The sequence below is a fragment of the Labrys sp. F242 genome, from assembly GCF_057813875.1.
Window position 1 is genome coordinate 3,241,637 of the sequence record NZ_JBVASG010000001.1, and the last position, 15,735, is coordinate 3,257,371.

The 15,735-nt window shown below is 65.4% G+C and carries 12 protein-coding genes and 1 pseudogene; 6 read left to right on the top strand and 7 right to left on the bottom strand.

What is annotated here, in order from left to right:
- Positions 1-65: 65 nt before the first annotated feature.
- Positions 66-1,433: a glutamine synthetase family protein gene (locus ACZYTC_RS15260; protein WP_488990015.1), complete on the bottom strand. Its 1,368-nt coding sequence runs from the start codon at positions 1,431-1,433 to the stop codon at positions 66-68.
- 112 nt (positions 1,434-1,545) lie between these two features.
- On the opposite strand from ACZYTC_RS15260, the gene ACZYTC_RS15265 reads away from it, so the two are divergent.
- Positions 1,546-2,241: a GntR family transcriptional regulator gene (locus ACZYTC_RS15265; RefSeq protein WP_434955255.1), complete on the top strand. Its 696-nt coding sequence runs from the start codon at positions 1,546-1,548 to the stop codon at positions 2,239-2,241.
- A 29-nt stretch (positions 2,242-2,270) separates the two neighbouring features.
- Here ACZYTC_RS15265 and ACZYTC_RS15270 read toward each other — a convergent pair.
- Positions 2,271-5,377 (bottom strand): annotated as a pseudogene (locus ACZYTC_RS15270) (multidrug efflux RND transporter permease subunit).
- 18 nt (positions 5,378-5,395) lie between these two features.
- Complete coding sequence (locus ACZYTC_RS15275; protein WP_488989937.1) at positions 5,396-6,610, bottom strand: efflux RND transporter periplasmic adaptor subunit; 1,215 nt, start codon at positions 6,608-6,610, stop codon at positions 5,396-5,398.
- 266 nt (positions 6,611-6,876) lie between these two features.
- On the opposite strand from ACZYTC_RS15275, the gene ACZYTC_RS15280 reads away from it, so the two are divergent.
- A complete protein-coding gene (locus ACZYTC_RS15280; protein ID WP_434955252.1) occupies positions 6,877-7,566 on the top strand; it encodes a response regulator in 690 nt (229 codons plus the stop codon).
- Positions 7,563-8,663: an ATP-binding protein gene (locus ACZYTC_RS15285; protein WP_434955251.1), complete on the top strand. Its 1,101-nt coding sequence runs from the start codon at positions 7,563-7,565 to the stop codon at positions 8,661-8,663. The genes ACZYTC_RS15280 and ACZYTC_RS15285 overlap by 4 nt, the downstream gene beginning before the upstream one ends.
- Before the next feature lie 221 nt (positions 8,664-8,884).
- Here ACZYTC_RS15285 and ACZYTC_RS15290 read toward each other — a convergent pair whose 3' ends face one another.
- The 3 genes from ACZYTC_RS15290 to ACZYTC_RS15300 form a co-directional block, all read right to left on the bottom strand.
- Entirely contained in the window at positions 8,885-9,394 is a 510-nt protein-coding gene (locus ACZYTC_RS15290; protein ID WP_434955250.1) for a nucleoside deaminase, read from the bottom strand.
- A gap of 78 nt (positions 9,395-9,472) precedes the next feature.
- The gene (locus tag ACZYTC_RS15295) at positions 9,473-10,240 is read right to left on the bottom strand and encodes an SDR family NAD(P)-dependent oxidoreductase (RefSeq protein ID WP_434955249.1); all 768 of its coding nucleotides are present in this window, start codon (positions 10,238-10,240) and stop codon (positions 9,473-9,475) included.
- Between the two features lie 81 nt (positions 10,241-10,321).
- Complete coding sequence (locus tag ACZYTC_RS15300; RefSeq protein ID WP_441772683.1) at positions 10,322-11,827, bottom strand: amino acid permease; 1,506 nt, start codon at positions 11,825-11,827, stop codon at positions 10,322-10,324.
- A gap of 162 nt (positions 11,828-11,989) precedes the next feature.
- Here ACZYTC_RS15300 and ACZYTC_RS15305 point away from each other — a divergent pair, with 162 nt between their 5' ends.
- The 3 genes from ACZYTC_RS15305 to ACZYTC_RS15315 all read left to right on the top strand — a co-directional run bounded on the left by ACZYTC_RS15305 (position 11,990) and on the right by ACZYTC_RS15315 (position 14,933).
- The gene (locus ACZYTC_RS15305; protein WP_488989938.1) at positions 11,990-12,820 is read left to right on the top strand and encodes a helix-turn-helix transcriptional regulator; all 831 of its coding nucleotides are present in this window, start codon (positions 11,990-11,992) and stop codon (positions 12,818-12,820) included.
- Positions 12,821-13,024: 204 nt separating this feature from the next.
- Positions 13,025-13,651, top strand: a complete 627-nt coding sequence (locus tag ACZYTC_RS15310) for an ankyrin repeat domain-containing protein (protein WP_488990016.1) — start codon at positions 13,025-13,027, stop codon at positions 13,649-13,651.
- Between the two features lie 22 nt (positions 13,652-13,673).
- Positions 13,674-14,933 carry a cyanate transporter gene (locus ACZYTC_RS15315; RefSeq protein WP_488989939.1) on the top strand — a complete coding sequence of 420 codons (1,260 nt, stop codon included), beginning with the start codon at positions 13,674-13,676 and terminating at the stop codon, positions 14,931-14,933.
- 18 nt (positions 14,934-14,951) lie between these two features.
- On the opposite strand, the gene ACZYTC_RS15320 is transcribed toward ACZYTC_RS15315, so the two are convergent.
- Positions 14,952-15,641: a response regulator gene (locus tag ACZYTC_RS15320; protein ID WP_488989940.1), complete on the bottom strand. Its 690-nt coding sequence runs from the start codon at positions 15,639-15,641 to the stop codon at positions 14,952-14,954.
- Positions 15,642-15,735 lie beyond the last annotated feature (94 nt).

The following is a 15,735-nucleotide window of genomic DNA, read 5'->3' on the forward strand; positions in this document are numbered from 1 at the left end:
CAGCCAGGCCAAACCAGGGGTTTGGCCTGGGGCCGCAGCCGGGATCTCGGTGGAATGGATGGCGGTCAGACGATTTCGAGATAGGCGGCGAATTCGTAGTCGGTGACCTGTTCGGTGAAACCGGCGATCTCCTGGCGCTTGCAGGCAATCAGCATGGAGCGCAGCACGGGGTCGAAAATCTCGGCGGCGATCTCGCCTGCCTCGAAGGCATCGACCGCCTGTCCCCATTCCGAGGGGATCTTGGCCGAGGCACTTGGCAGATGGGCGCGGCCGACGATGGGCTCGGGCGGGGTCCATTGCTTGCGGATGCCGATCAGGGCAGCGCCAAGTATGGCGGCGACCACCAGATAGGGATTGGCATCAGCCCCGGCGACCCGGTGTTCGATGCGCCGCGCCGCCGGGCTGCCGCCGGGGATGCGGACCGCGGCGGTGCGGTTCTCATAGCCCCAGGCGATCGTGGTCGGGGCGTGGGTATCGGGCCGCAGGCGGCGATAGGAATTGAAATGCGGCGCGAACAATAGCGTGGTCTCGGCCATGCCGCGCAGCAAGCCGGCGACTGCATGCCGCAGGATCGGCGAGCCTTCCTTGCTGCCGTCGTCGAAGACGTTGCGCCCCTCGGCGTCAAGGAGGCTGAAATGCACATGCATGCCGTTGCCCGAGCGCATGCCATAGGGCTTGGCCATGAAGGTCGCAGCCAGACCATGCTTGCGGGCAACGCCCTTGACGATGCGCTTGAAGAACACGGCGTCGTCGGCCGCCTTCAAGGGATCGTCGCTGTGCAAGAGGTTGATCTCGAACTGGCCGATGCCGTTCTCGGCAACAGCGGCGTCCGCCGCCACGTTCTGGCGCGCACATTCGGCATAGACGTCGGAAATGAACTCGCCGAAATCGTTGAGCTCGTCGATGGAGAGAATGGCGTCCGAATCGAGCCGCTTGCCGGTGTAGGGCGAGATCGGCGGCACGGCGCTGTCCGGCTCCGGATCGATCAGATAGAATTCCATCTCCGTCGCCACCACGGGACGCAGGCCGAGCTTCTGGTATTCGCGCACCACGGCAGCGAGGGCCTGGCGCGGATCGGCGAGAAAAGGCTCGCCATTCTCCAGGAAGAGCCAGAGCGGCACCATGGCGCTCGGCCGCGACGTCCAGTTCACCGGCAGGATGCCGCGTCCGGTCGCCCCGCAGATGCCATCCATGTCGCCGCTGGCGAATACCTGCTCACTGCCGATGATATCCTCGCCCCAGACGTCGACGCCGACGATTGACAGGGGCATGCGGATACCCCCGCCCAGCACCTTCTCGGCCTGCCTGACCGGCACGCGCTTGCCACGCATGATGCCGTTGAGATCGCAGACCACGGCCTGAATGCTCTCGATCGGACTGTCCTCCTTGAGCAGGTCTGCCAAGGTGTCCCCATCGATGCTTTCGGACGTCATCATGCGCACTCCATTTTGTGATCACATTATTAGGTATGTGACATCATATCCGACTGGAAGCAAGCCCGACTTCGCGATAAGCAGATGCTGGTTTGATGAGGAGGCGAGGTTATTGAAGAAGCTGGCACTGCCGCCATTGGCCCGGGCCGATGGCATGACGACGCATGATTATGTCTTCCTGCGCCTCAGGCAGGCCATCATGGTGGGGGCTTTCCGGCCTGGAACCTCGCTGACCATACGCGGTCTCGCCGCCGCGCTCGAAAGCAGCTCCACGCCCGTGCGGGAGGCGCTCAGGCAACTCACCTCGATCGGCGCCCTGAAACTGCTCGAGAACCGCCGGATCCAGGTGCCCGCCGTCACGCCGGACCTCTTCGAGGAGCTGATCTCCCTGCGCGTCGTGCTGGAACAGCATGCAGCACGGCGCGCCGTTGCGCATATCACCGAGCGGCAGATCGGCCAGCTGGTCGAGATGGATCTCGCCATCGACCAGGCCATCCACAGGCAGGACAAGGTCGGCGCCCTGCTCGCCAACCAGCAATTTCACCGCACCATCTACGCGATCAGCCCGGACCGCATCATCCTGCCGATGATCGAGAGCGTCTGGCTGCAGCTCGGCCCGGTCCAGGGCGTCGCCATGGAGCATGTCGCCGAACTCTATGTGGTCGACCGGCACCAGGAAATCATCCAGGCCTTGCGTCAGCGCAACGAAGAGGGGCTGGCTGCAGCCATCGGCGCCGACATTCGCGAAGGCATCGGCGGCTTCACCTCATCGGCGATCGCCTCCCTGCTCGATGTCGCGGCGGCCTGAGGCATTCAGCCCTCAGGCCGCCGCCCTGCTCATTCCGCCCGCTGGGCGCTGGCATCGGCCGGAATCGCCTCCGGCTTGCGTCGGCCAAAGAGCTTCATCACCACCCCATAGAACACCGGCACGAAGAACACCGCCAGCAGCGTGGCCGAGACCATGCCGCCGAACACACCGGTGCCGATGGCGTGCTGTGTCTCGGCGCTGGCGCCACGCCGAGCGCGAAGGCGAGTGAGGTCATCAGGATCGGCCGCAGCCTGAGGCGCGCGGCCTCGGTCACGGCCTCGTGCAGGGGCCGGCCTGCCGCGCGCAGCGACTGGGCGAATTCGACGATCAGGATGGCATTCTTGGCCGCGAGGCCGATGATGGTGACGAGGCCGACCTTGAAGAACACGTCGTTCTCCAGGCCGCGCAGCAGCACCGCGGCGACGGCACCGAGAATGCCGAGCGGCACCACCAGCATGACCGAGAACGGCACGGACCAGCTTTCGTAGAGCGCGGCCAGGACCAGGAACACCACCAGCATCGACACCCCGAGCAGGGCCGGCGCTTGCGCGCCCGAGAGCTGTTCCTGGAGGGACTCGCCGGTCCAGGCGATGGCGAAGCCGGCGGGCAATTTCGCCGCAAGCCGTTCCATCTCGGCCATGGCATCGCCGGAAGAAACACCGGGAGCCGCCGAGCCGGCGATGCGCGCGGCCTGGAAGCTGTTATAGCGCACCAATTGCAGCGGGCTCGTCTGCCAGACCGGCGTGACTACCTCCGACAGGGCAACCATGCCGCCGGCATTGTTGCGCAGGCGCAGCTTGAGCACATCGTCGATGCGCATGCGCGCCGGCGCATCGGCCTGCACGATCACCTGCTGCAGCCGGCCGAGATTGGGGAAGTCGTTGACGTAGGACGAGCCGATGGCGACAGACAGCGCATCGTTGATCGCGGTGAAGGGCACGCCCAGCGCCTCCGCCTTCTGGCGGTCGATCTTCAGCCGCATGCTCGGGCCGTTGGGCAGGCCTTCGGCATAGACGCCGGTCACCAGGCTGCTCCTGGAAGCAAGCTCGATCAGCTGGCTCTGTGCCGCCATCAACGCGGCATAGCCCCTGTTCGCCCTGTCCTGCAGGCGCAGCGTGAAACCGGATGTCGTGCCCAATTCGTCGATGGCCGGCGGCTTGAGGCTCATCACGGTGCCCTCGCGGATATCGGCCATGGCTTGCGTGGCGCCGGCAATGGCGTCGTCGACGCTGGTGCTGCGCTCGCTCCAATCCTTCAGCGTGGTGAAGGCGATCGCCGTATTCGGCCCGGCACCGGCAAAGCCGTAGCCCATGACGGCAATGGAGCTGGAGACATCGGGGCGCGCGACGACATGCAGGTCGAATTGCTTGACGATGGCAAGCGTGCGCTCGGCGGTGGCATCGGAGGGCAGCGAGAAGGAAGTGATGAAATTGCCCTGGTCTTCCTGGGGCAGGAAGGAGGATGGCAATTGCCCATAGGCATAGACCAGCCCGCCGATCAGGACGAGATAAACAACCATCACCCGGCCCGTCCGCCGGATCAGCCCGCCGACCCAGCCCGCATAGCCCGCCGTCAGGCGGTCGAAGCTGCGATTGAACCAGCCGAAGAACCCTCCCTTGGCATGATGCCCGGAGGCGACCGGCTTGAGCAGCGTGGCGCACAGGGCCGGTGTCAGCGTCAACGCCAGCAAGGCCGAGAACAGGATGGACACCGCCATCGACATGGTGAACTGGCGGTAGATTGCACCGACCGATCCGCCGGCCAGGCCCATCGGGATGAACACCGCCGCCAGCACCAGCGTGATGCCGACGATGGCGCCGGTGGTCTCCTTCATCGCCTTTTCGGTCGCCTGCTTCGGGGGCAGTCCTTCGCTCGCCATGATGCGCTCGACATTCTCGACTACGACGATGGCGTCGTCGACGATGATGCCGATGGCCAGCACCATGCCGAACATGGTGAGCACGTTGATCGAATAACCCGCGCCCCACATCACGGCGAAGGTGCCGAGCAGCGCGATGGGCGCCACGATGGCGGGGATCAGCGTATAGCGGACCTTCTGCAGGAAGAGGAACATCACCGCGAAGACCAGGACCATCGCTTCCAGCAGCGTAGCCACCACCTTCTCGATCGACACCTTCACGAAGGGAGCGGTGTCGTAGGGGATGGAATAGCTCATGCCCTTCGGCATGGTGGTGGCGAGTTCGGCGAGGCGCGCGCGCACGCCGTCGGCGGTCGCGACTGCATTGGCGCCGGGCGAAAGCTGGATGGCGACCGCCGTCGACGGCTTGCCATTTTCGCGAATGGAATAGCTCAGGCTTTGCGCGCCGATCTCCACGCGCGCGACATCGCCCAGCACCAGCTTGGAGCCGTCGGCGCGGGCCCGCAACACGATGGCGGCGAATTCCTGCGGGGTCTGCAACTGGCCCTGCACCGTCAGGGGAATGGAGACCATCTGGCCCGGTACCGTCGGCTCCGCGCCCACCCGCCCCGGCGCGATCTGCGCATTCTGGGCCTGGATGGCGCTGGTGACGTCCGAGAGCGACAGTGAATAGGAGATCAGCAGAGCCGGATCGACCCAGATCCGCATCGCCTTCTCCGAGCTGAAGGACTGCACCCGGCCGACGCCGGGCACGCGCTTGAGCTCTTCGGCGATGTTGCGTGTCATGTAGTCGCCGAGCGTCAGTTCGTCATAGCGCCCATCCTTGGCATTCAGGCCGACGATCATCAGGAAGCCCGAGGAAGCGGCCTCCACCGACAATCCCGTCTGGCGCACGGCCTGGGGCAGGCGCGCTTCGATCGCCTTGAGCCGGTTCTGGATGTCGACCTGCGCCATCTGCGGGTCGGTGCCGGGCTTGAAGGTGACCGTGATATCCGCCGATCCCGAGGTGTCGGTCGAGGATTCGAAATAAAGGGTGTCCTTCACCCCCGACAATTCACGCTCGATCAGGCTGACGACACCGTCTTCGATCGTCTGCGGCGAGGCTCCGACATAGCTGGCGGCAATGCTGACGCTGGGCGGCGCGATCGGCGGAAAACGCGAGATCGGCAGCTGCGGCAGGGCAATCAAGCCCAACAGGGTGATGAAGATGGCGATCACCCAGGCAAACACCGGGCGATTGATGAAAAACTGGGCCATGTCGGGTCTCGCCGGTTCTCAGCGTAGCAGGGGTTGCGATGGTTTGGCGGCTAGAGCATCGTCCTCGAAAGGCACCGTTCTCACCGCTTCGCCGTCCTGGGCGCGCTCCTGGCCCTGCACGACATAGATCTCGCCCGCCCTCAGCCCGGAGGCGACGATGACGCGGCCTCCGACAGCGTCGCCGAGCCGGATGGCGCGGCGCTCCGGCTTGCCCTCGGTGAGCACCACGAGCTGGGGCTGCCCGGCGGCGTCTCGGGCCACGGCCTGCTCGGGCACCAGCAGGACGTCCTTGCGAATGCCGCGCGGCAAGCGGGCCCGCACATACATGCCCGGCAGCAGCGCGCGGCCGGGATTGTCGACCTCGACGCGCACCATGAGATTGCCGGTACCCGGATCGACGCTGATGTCGGAGAACAGTGCTCGTCCGGAAACCGGGTAGCGCCGGCCGTCGGTGGCGAAAAGGTCGACGGGCAATTTCGAGGCATCGTCGAGCAGTCCATCGCGCGCCGCCTGCCTGACCGCCTCGATGCTGGCCGCCGGCTGGAGGATGTCGACAAAGACCCTGTCGATCTGCTGGATCGTGGTCAGGGCATTGGCATCGTTCGCACTGACCAGAGCTCCCTCGCTGACCAGGCTCCGCCCCGTCTGCCCGCCGATCGGCGCCCGTACCGTGGTGAAGGCGAGATCGAGCTTGCGCCGCTGTAGCGTCGCCTTGGCTTCGGCAACGCCGGCCTGTGTCTGTGCCAGACTGGAGACGGCCTGGTCGAAGCTGTCAGCACTGATCGCCTTGACCTTGACCAGCCTCTCGGCCCGCTCATGCGCCTTGCGGGCCCGTTCCAGCATGGCTTCGGCGCGCAGCAGCGCGGCAGCCGCCATGTCGACATCGGCCTGGAACGGCGAAGCGGCGATCTGATAGAGCGCCTGGCCTTGAACGACTTCGGATCCCTGCTCGAACAAGCGGCGCTCGACGATGCCGCCGACCTGCGGCCGGATATCGGCCGTGCGAAAAGCGGAAACCCGCCCCGGCAATTCGTCGAAGAGCGTCACTGTCTCGGATGTCGCCTGCGACACCGAAACGAGCGCAGCCTTGGTTTCCGCCGCATCGGTTCCTTCAGCCATGGATGTTCCACCGGCCGTCCAGACGAACAGCAAGGCAAGGGCGAGGAGAAGCAGGCACAGACGTGAGATCTTGATCATGGCTTTCGGCTTGCTGGCGATCCGAGGATGGATCACGAGGCGCCGCCTATCGCGCGCCTTGGTTGGGGAACTGTCGAGACTTGATGGAGATCGTATGGAGGCGGCGTCGCAAGCATCGACTGCCGGGCCGCCTCGTGGCACAAACCGCACGACATTGCCGAGAAGCATGTCCCATGACTCTCGGTTCCCGTCTGCGATTTTCGCCAATCCCTGACTTGGTATCGAGAACCATCAGGCGATCGAAACGCGAATACGCCGGCATTTTCGAGTTTTACAATGTTACGTGCCGACGGAGACCCGACATGAGCGCCCTCATCCTGATCGCCGAGGACGAGGCCGAAATTGCTACTATCCTGGAGGCCTATCTGGAGCGGGAAGGCTTCCGCACGGTGCGAGCCGCGGACGGGCGCATCGCGCTCGACCTGCACCAGGCACTCAAGCCGGATCTGGTGCTGCTCGACGTGATGATGCCGCGCGTCGACGGCTGGGAAGCATTGTCGGAACTGCGCCATCGCGGCGACACGCCGGTGATCATGATCACGGCGCTCGAACAGGATATCGACCGCCTGCAGGCGCTGCGCATCGGGGCCGACGACTATGTGGTCAAGCCTTTCAATCCGGCCGAAGTCGTCGCGCGCGCCAAGGCTGTGCTGCGCCGTTCGAGTTCGGCCAAGACCAGCGGCATCCTAAGGATCGACACTCTGGAACTCGATCTCGACGCCTATCTCGCCCGCGTCAACGGACGTGATGACAGCGAGGTGCTCAACCTGACTCTCACCGAATTCCGGCTGTTGGCCCATATGGCGCGCTCGCCGCTGCGTGTCTTCACCCGCAGCGAACTGGTCGATGCCTGCCTGCCCGGCAGCGATGCGCTAGACCGCACCGTCGACAGCCATGTCAGCAATCTCAGGCGCAAGCTCGAATGCGCCGGCGTCGCCGGGATGCTCGTCAATGTCCGCGGCGTCGGCTACAGGCTGGGCAGCACGCGATGATCCGCTTCCGGGGCCTCAGCCGGCAGATCACCCTGTCGATGATCTATGTGTCGCTGATCGCGGCGCTGGTGCTGATCGTCGGCTCTTACATCTTCTATGCCCTGCTCGTCGCCTTCTTCCCGGACCTGGCCGAAAATGACAGCCTGATTCCGACCGGGCCGGACCTGCTGGCCATCGCGATCATGGTGTTCTTTGCCCTGGTCGCGGCGATCATCGCGGCCTTTCGGCTGGCCGGACGCATCCTGGCGCCCCTTAATTCGGTGGCGGCGAGTGCCCGGCGCATCGCCGACGGCGATCTTTCGGCCCGCGCCGTGGCGGGCGACCGCTCGCTCGGCGAGACCGCGCATCTGGCGGATGATTTCAACGAGATGGCCAGCCGCCTGCAGAAAATGGCCGCCGACGTCACCGCCTGGAACGCCGCGATCGCGCATGAGCTGCGCACGCCGCTCACCATCCTGCGCGGTCGTATCCAAGGCTTGGCGGATGGGGTGTTCCAGCCCTCGCCAGCGCTGTATCGAACTCTGCTGACACAGGTTGAGGGCTTGTCGCGTCTGGTGGATGATCTGCGCGTCGCCACGTTGGTCGACAGCGGCAGGTTCGACCTGCGTTTCGAGCTCGTCCGCCTGGCAGGCGAGGTCGAACGCGCCGTGGACGTGATGCGGCCGGCCATCGAAGCCGGCGGCTTTCATGCCGAGGTGACACTGGAAGACGTGCGGGTCTGGTGCGACGGTACGCGCGTGCGCCAGGCCCTCCTCGCGTTGATCGACAATGCGCTGCGTTATGCCAAGCCGGGGCGCATCCTCATCAGCATGGCAAAGGCGACGGCCACGATCACCATCCGGGTGGAGGATGAGGGCCAGGGCCTGCCGCCCGATTTCGTCGCACAGGCCTTCGAGCCCTTCTCCCGCGCTGAATTCTCACGATCGCGCGCCAAGGGCGGCTCGGGGCTGGGACTGACCGTGGTGCGCGCCATCGCCATCGCCCATGGCGGCACTGCAACCTATCAGCCTGCTGCGTCCGGAGGAGCTGCCTTCGAGATCACCCTGCCGATTGGCCCGCGCGATCGTGCCAGCACCGCCGCCGAGCCTCCTCGATAACACCGGGCGGGACGACGGAGAGTCTCGTATTCAGAGCTTGTGAGCGCCTGATCTATTAAAAAACACAGACCTTGTCATGTCCGGGCGTGCCCCAGGCATCCAGCGCCTCCGGATCCGCCCGCTGAAAGAGCGCTGGATTGCCGGGTCGAGCCCGGCAATGACAAAAGTCGAGACCGCGCGGGGCGTAACGCCCGACAAATACCGCGAAAGCGCCTTGCCTCTCACGTCCAGAAGCCCTGGTGGGGCACCGCGGCCTCCTCCTCCAGTGCCGGGCCGACCACTTCGATCCGCCGTTGTCCCCGCGCGAAAATCTCGCGGCAGGGCAGCGAGAAGGTCGGATTTTCGGGATGGGCGCCGGTGAGTTCGAGCAGGCGGCGCTCGGAGAGGGCATAGACCACCCGCCCGATGCCCGTCCAATAGACGGCTCCCGCGCACATGCAGCAGGGTTCGGCGCTGGTGTAGAGCGTCGAGGCGGCAAGGTCTTCCGGCGTCCTTGCCTTGGCTGCCGCCGCGGCGGCCACCAATTCGGCGTGCTGGGTCGGATCGCCCTCGGGCGGCATCGAATTGTTGCCGGCCGAGGAGACGACATTACCGTCCCGGTCGACCACCAGCGCGGCAAAGGGATGGCGGCCGCGTCGCCTGGACTCGTCCGACAGCGCGATCGACTGCCGCAGGAAGGCCAGATCCAGTGCGGACAGGCCGTTCGCTTGTGTGTCGTCGCTGGCGCTCACGTCGCCCTCCCCCATCATGCTCCGGTCGGCGTCACGATATCGCGCTTCGCCGGCCGGAGGGAAGAGGGCGGCAAAGGCTCAGATTGCGGTGAAGCCGTTGTCCACGAACAGGTGGGCACCGTTGACGAAGCTCGACTCGTCGCTGGCCAGATAGAGCGCGGCCCGCGCGACATCCTCGGGCTCACCGATCCGCCCCTGCTGAGCCGCGATGGCAGCGTCGGAGACGTCGACCCCATGCGCCTGCAATTCGGCAACCTCGCGCAGGCCGTGCGGCGTGCGGATGAAGCCCGGGCAGACGGCGTTGCAGCGGATGTTGCGGTCCCGGAACTCCACCGCAATGGCCCGGGCGAACATGTGGCAGGCGCCCTTGGTGGTGTCGTAGAGCACTTCCATCGGCGTTGCCGCCACCGCCGAGATCGAGGAGGTGCAGACGATCGCTCCCCCGCCATTGCCGATCATCTGCGGCAGCACCGCCCGTGTCATCAGGAACATCGAGCGGACATTGACCGCATGCAGCCAGTCCCACTCGGTGAGCGAGATCTCGAGGAAGGGTTTGATCAGGATGGTGCCGGCATGGTTGAACAAAGTGGTCACGGGTCCGAAGCGCTCCTGCACTGCCTTGACCGCTGCCTCGACCTCGGCCTCCTCCGAGACATCGGCGATGAAGGCGGCCGCCTCTCCTCCGGCCGCATGGATGGCGGCCGCCGTCTCCTCAGCCGCGACGGCATTGCGGTCGATGATGGCAACCTTGGCGCCCTCGGCCGCGAACAGCTTGGAAGCCGCCCCGCCCATGCCCGTCGCCCCGCCCGAAATGATGGCGGTCTTGCCTGCTAGCCTTCCGGCCATGATGTCCTCGCTTGTATTTAGACTATTCGATCCATAATCGGCCGACTATCCGGCCGATATCCGTTCGCCCACGCCGGCGCCTCAAGGCTCGCCGAGCGGGCGGCCGCGCGTGCCGCCGGACACCGCGAACTCCTCTTCCGGCGACAGCACCAGGCGATGGCGGCGGTAGAAACCAAAATAGCCGAGCCCGATGAGGTACCAGGCCGCCGCCGCGATCGCCGCCCAGCGATAGAGCGGATCGAAGAACTGGTAGCCGAGCGTGAGGATGCAGATGCCGATGGTGGCATAGGCCCCGAAGGCACCGAAGGGGCTGCGGAACGGCCTGGCGATGTCGGGATAGAGCCTGCGCAGGCGCAGGAAAGCGATGCTCTGCAGGATGTAGGACACCATGCCGGCAAACACGATCATGCTGACCAGGAAGCCGGCCATGAAGGCGACATTGTCCTTGCCGCCCAGGAACCAGATCGCCAGCAGCACGATGAGGGCAAAGCCCGCGCCGGTGGCCAGCGCGATGTTCGGCGTCTTGGTGCGGGGATTGGTCACCGACAGGACGGTCGGCAAATAGCCGGCGCGCGACAGCGAATAGATGTTGCGGCCCGAGGCAAAGCTGCCGGCAAAGAAGCTCGCGGCAAGCCCCAGCACCGCCACGCCCGCCAGCAGCTTGGCCCAGCCGTCGCCGAAGATGGTGCGGAAGCCATCGAGCAGCGGCTCGCCCGACGAGCCCATGGCATGGGCGCCCGGCGGAATGGAGGCGCTGAAGAACAGCACGCCGAGGGCGAGCGCGATCAGCGTCAGGATCGACAGGATCAGGGCGCGCGGCATGTCGCGCGTGGGGTTCTTGGCTTCCTCGGCGGTGAGCGGCAATTGCTCGACCGCCAGGAACATGTAGACGCCGAAGGGCAGCGACAACATGATGCCGGTGAGGCCGAAGGGCAGCCAGGGGCCGTTACCGTCAGCGACAAGCTTGCCCTCGGCGCCGATGTTGAGCGCGTGCCTGACGAAGTCGACATGCGGGATGGCCACGGCGAAGAAGAACAGCAGGACCAGCACCGCCGCGACGGTGATCCAGACCACCACACGCATGGACAGCTCCAGGCCGCGGACGGACAGGCCGAGCATCACCATATAGCCGGCGACCCACCACAGCGGCAGCCAGCTGTCGGGCGTACCGAAAATGGCGGCGAGATAGGAGGCCATGAAGAACATGTTGGCGCCGGGCGCCAGCACGAATTCGATGTTCTCGGCCAGGCCCGTGGTGAAGCCGCCCCAGGGCCCGAGCGCGGTGCGCGCGAAGGAATAGGCGCCGCCCGTATGCGGCAGGGCCGCGCTCATCTCGCTGATCGAGGAGCACAGACAGACATACATGAAGCCGATGATCAGGGCACCGAACAGCATGCCGCCGAAGCCGCCCTGGGACAGGCCGATGTTCCAGCCCGAATACTCACCGGCGACGACGGCGCCGACCCCCATCATCCACAAGGTGAACAGCCCGGCATGGCGCTTGAGCTGGCGTTGTTCGAAATAGGCTTCGTCGACACTCTGATAGGTCACGCCGCCGGTCGGGCGGCTGGTCGTCTCGATCGTCATGGAAGTCCCCTCTTGCCGAGGAGCTTGTAAAATTCTCCTCTTTGCGACATCCCGATGATCCGCGAAGCAGCGTTGCGATAAATATCCCTAAAGAGATAGAGGCCATCGCCGGCTGGAACAGGCATATGGGCAAGGCAGGAAACGAGGGATGAAGGAACGGCCATGAACAGCCGCGAACAATCGGCCGCCGATGGCTGGCATCGTGCCACGCCGGACCTGGTCGCCCTGCTGGGTTCACCGCAATTCGCGCCCGCCCTCGATGCGGCCCTTTGGCACCTGGCCCCCTTCGATTTGAGCTGCATCTTCGCATACCCGCTCGAAGACAGGCCGACACTGCTCCATGACGGTCTGAAGGCTGTGTCGTCGTCCCAGATCATGGCCAATTATCTCGCCGGCACCTATCTGCTCGACGCCGTCTACACCGCCTGCGTGCACACCGTGCCATCAGGCCTCTATCGCCTGCATGATCTCGCCCCGGACGATTTCTTCGAGGGCGAATATTTCAATTCGCCCGATGTCCATCCCTGCATCTCGATGGAAAGCGGCTCCCTCACCGAGGAGATCGTCTTCCTGCACGCCCTTAGGCCGGATCTCTATCTCGCTTATTCGCTCTTGCGCCAGAACGGTTCATCCCCGTTCGCAGCCGCCGAAATGGCGGATTTCGCCCGGGCAGCGCCGATGGTGCTCGCTCTCCTGGGCCGCCAGTGGCAGGCCCTTGCGGAGGGAAGGGGCCCTGGGGTCGCACCCGCCCCACGCGAACATGCCATCGAACAGGCCTTTCTTAGTTTCGCGCCGACCCTGCTGACACCACGCGAGCAGACCATCGTCAGCCTGGTGCTGCGCGGCCATTCCAGCCTCTCGATCGGCAGCCTGCTCGATATCGCGGAGGGTACCGTCAAGATCCATCGCAAGAACATCTATGCCAAGCTCGGCATCTCCAGCCAGACGGAGCTGTTCAATCAGTTCATCCGCCACCTCCTGGTGGAGAAATAGGGCGCTACGTTATTGAGCGCGAAGATGCGGTGCGCCGATCGAGCGATAGCGTTGTGTCATTCGTTTTTTGAATGATCGCCATGGGGACATTTAATTTCCAAATAGCCGGATGGGAAGCTATCGGTCTGCACTGGTAGGAGGCCGGCCATGTGCAGACCCTTGTCGAGACGCAATGTCCTGATCATCCTGGCGGGAGGTAGTTTCATGTCCATCGCATCGCAAGGCGCCTCGGCGAATGCCGCGCCATCCCCGCTCATTTCTTCAGCCGAGCAGGGTGACCTGCCCGCAGTGAAGGCCGCCATGGCCGCCGGCGCTTCGCTGGAGAAGCGGGACGGCAACCGCCGCACGGCCCTGCTGGCTGCCGTCCAGGGCAATCACATCGCCGTTGCCCGCCATCTCATTGAGGCCGGCGCCGACGTCAATGCCAAGGACGCCATCGAGGATAGTCCCTATCTGTTGGCGGGCGCACGCGGCTATCTCGACATTCTGCGGCTGACACTCGCGCATGGCGCCGATCTCAAAAGCACCAATCGCTATGGCGGCACGGCTCTGATCCCGGCCTCCGAACGGGGGCATGTCGAGACGGTGCGCACCCTGATCACCGCGGGCGTCGACGTCGATCACGTCAACAGGCTCGGCTGGACCGCTTTGCTGGAAGCCATCATCCTGAGCGACGGCGGGCCGCGCCATGTCGAGATCGTCAAGCTTCTGATCGAAGCGGGCGCGAAAACCGATCTGGCCGACAAGGACGGCGTCACGCCGCTGCAACATGCACGCCAGCGCCGCTATCGCGAAATCACCGGCCTGCTCGAAGCCGCCGGCGCGCATTGATCGGGACAGCGACTGACTGATCATGCCCGAAACAAATCCGCAATCTTCCACCCAATCCTCGCCCCAAACCTCTCCCCTGGTGTTGCTGTCCCTGGTGGTGCTGATCGGGCTCAATCTGCGTCCCTTCCTGACCGGCCCCGGTCCCCTGATCGCCCAAATCGAGGCCGATACGGGCCTGGGCTATGGCGGCATCGCCATGCTCACGCTGCTGCCTATGCTGCTGATGGGTCTCGGCGCTTTCCTGGTGCCCGGGCTGCAGGCCAGGATCGGCACCAGGCGGGGCATGCTGTGGGCGCTTGTCCTTCTCCTGCTGGGATCGTTGCTCCGGCTCTGGTCTCCGGGTGGGCTCTCCCTGATCTTGACGGCAGCCTTGTGCGGCGCCGGCGTGGCCTTCATCCAGGCGGCCTTCCCGGGCATCATCAAGCAGGGCTTCCCGCACAAGGTCGCCGCCGTGACCGGCCTTTACTCGGCCATGATCATGGGGGGCGGCGCGGTAGGCGCCCAGCTGACGCCGATCCTCGCCCATGGCGGCCAGGATTGGCGGCTTGCACTGGCCTGGCTGGCGCTGCCGACGGCAGCAGCCCTGCTCCTGGCCTGGCGCGTGCTGGCGGATGGCAAGACAGCCCGCCCCGACAAGGCCTTGGTCTCGCGCCTGCTGGGTCGTCCGCGCAGCTGGCAGTTGATGGCCTGCTTCGGCCTGGTCAATGGCGGCTATTCCTCCATGGTCGCCTGGCTCGCCCCCTATATGCAGGGGCGAGGCTGGGGCGTGGCGCAAAGCGGCAGCCTGGTCGCCATCATGGCCGTGGCGCAGGCCGTGGCCGCCCTGATCCTGCCGATCCTGGCCTCGCGCAGCCACGATCGCCGACCCTGGCTGTATCTCACGCTCGCCATGCAGGCGGCCGGTTTCTGCGGCCTTGCCTTCCTGTCCGATACCGCGCCGGTGCTATGGATCGTGCTGGGTGGCGCCGGCCTCGGCGGTTGTTTCTCCCTGTCGCTGGTAACGGCGCTCGACCATCTGCCGCGCCCCGAGGAAGCCGGCGCCCTTGCGGCGCTCATGCAGGGCGGAGGCTTCCTCATCGCCGGGCTCGCCCCCCTCGCCATGGCCCTGCTGCAGGCCTGGACCGGCAGCTTCGTCCAAGGCTGGGAGATGCATCTCATCTGGGTAGCGATCGCAGCGCTCATCGCCATGCGTTTCGACCCCGCGCATTACGATGCCGCCATGGGCGTGGTTACAACGCACGCGGTCGCCACCGATCGCGTGTTGACGCCGGGGGGCGACTGACGCCGTACTTCGCCCCGCTCAGCCGACGGGCAAGCCTAGACGCACGGCATAGGCGGCCAGTTCGGCCACATTGTGCAGGTCGAGCTTGCGCATCAGATTTTCCCGATGCTTGCGAGCGGTGAGATATTGAATGCCGAGCCGCCCGGCAACTTCGCGTGCGGTAAGGCCTTGTGCCGCCAGAAGCAGGATCTGGCGTTCGCGCTGGGTGAGCGGAACCGGCGATACGATGCCGCCGGCCGCCGGCGGCTTCACCCGTCCCGCGCCATCGCCCAAGGCAAAGCGCAGGGAAGCAGCCAGATAGGTACCGCCCTCCGCGACGGCCTGCAGAGCGTCGGCAAGCTCCATGGGATCGCCATCCTTGGTGAGATAGCCGCAAGCCCCGGCATCGAAGGCCGCCCTCACCGTTCGCGGTTCGACATTGGCCGTCAGCACCAGCACCTTCAGGCGTGCAGCCAGGCGCTGCACCTCTGTGATGACCTGGATGCCGGAAACGCCGGGCATGCCCAGATCGAGGAGGAGGAGATCCGCCGGCGTCTCGCGGACCAGCGCCAGCAAGGCTTCCGCCGAGGCCGCTTCGCCGACCACCGCCACCTTGTCGAGCGTGGCGAGCAGTCCCTTCACGCCCTCCCGGACGATGGCATGGTCATCGGCCAACAGAACCCTGAGCGCCCGCTCCATCACGCCATCCTTGCTTTGGCGCAAGCCCATATTGCCATCGAACCGTTCCAGTACAGAAAGTCATCGGCGGCACCGAATTATTAACTCAAAACCTCGAAGTCCAAAAACTCTTGGCTTCAAATCA

Excerpts from the sequence above, each read along its gene's own strand:
- ACZYTC_RS15305 (WP_488989938.1), top strand. The coding sequence starts at position 11,990 with ATGAACAGCCGCGAACAATCGGCCGCCGATGGCTGGCATCGTGCCACG.
- ACZYTC_RS15320 (WP_488989940.1), bottom strand. The coding sequence starts at position 15,641 with ATGGGCTTGCGCCAAAGCAAGGATGGCGTGATGGAGCGGGCGCTCAGG.
- ACZYTC_RS15315 (WP_488989939.1), top strand. The coding sequence starts at position 13,674 with ATGCCCGAAACAAATCCGCAATCTTCCACCCAATCCTCGCCCCAAACC.
- ACZYTC_RS15280 (WP_434955252.1), top strand. The coding sequence starts at position 6,877 with ATGAGCGCCCTCATCCTGATCGCCGAGGACGAGGCCGAAATTGCTACT.
- ACZYTC_RS15310 (WP_488990016.1), top strand. The coding sequence starts at position 13,025 with ATGTCCATCGCATCGCAAGGCGCCTCGGCGAATGCCGCGCCATCCCCG.
- ACZYTC_RS15295 (WP_434955249.1), bottom strand. The coding sequence starts at position 10,240 with ATGGCCGGAAGGCTAGCAGGCAAGACCGCCATCATTTCGGGCGGGGCG.
- ACZYTC_RS15285 (WP_434955251.1), top strand. The coding sequence starts at position 7,563 with ATGATCCGCTTCCGGGGCCTCAGCCGGCAGATCACCCTGTCGATGATC.
- ACZYTC_RS15300 (WP_441772683.1), bottom strand. The coding sequence starts at position 11,827 with ATGACGATCGAGACGACCAGCCGCCCGACCGGCGGCGTGACCTATCAG.
- ACZYTC_RS15260 (WP_488990015.1), bottom strand. The coding sequence starts at position 1,433 with ATGACGTCCGAAAGCATCGATGGGGACACCTTGGCAGACCTGCTCAAG.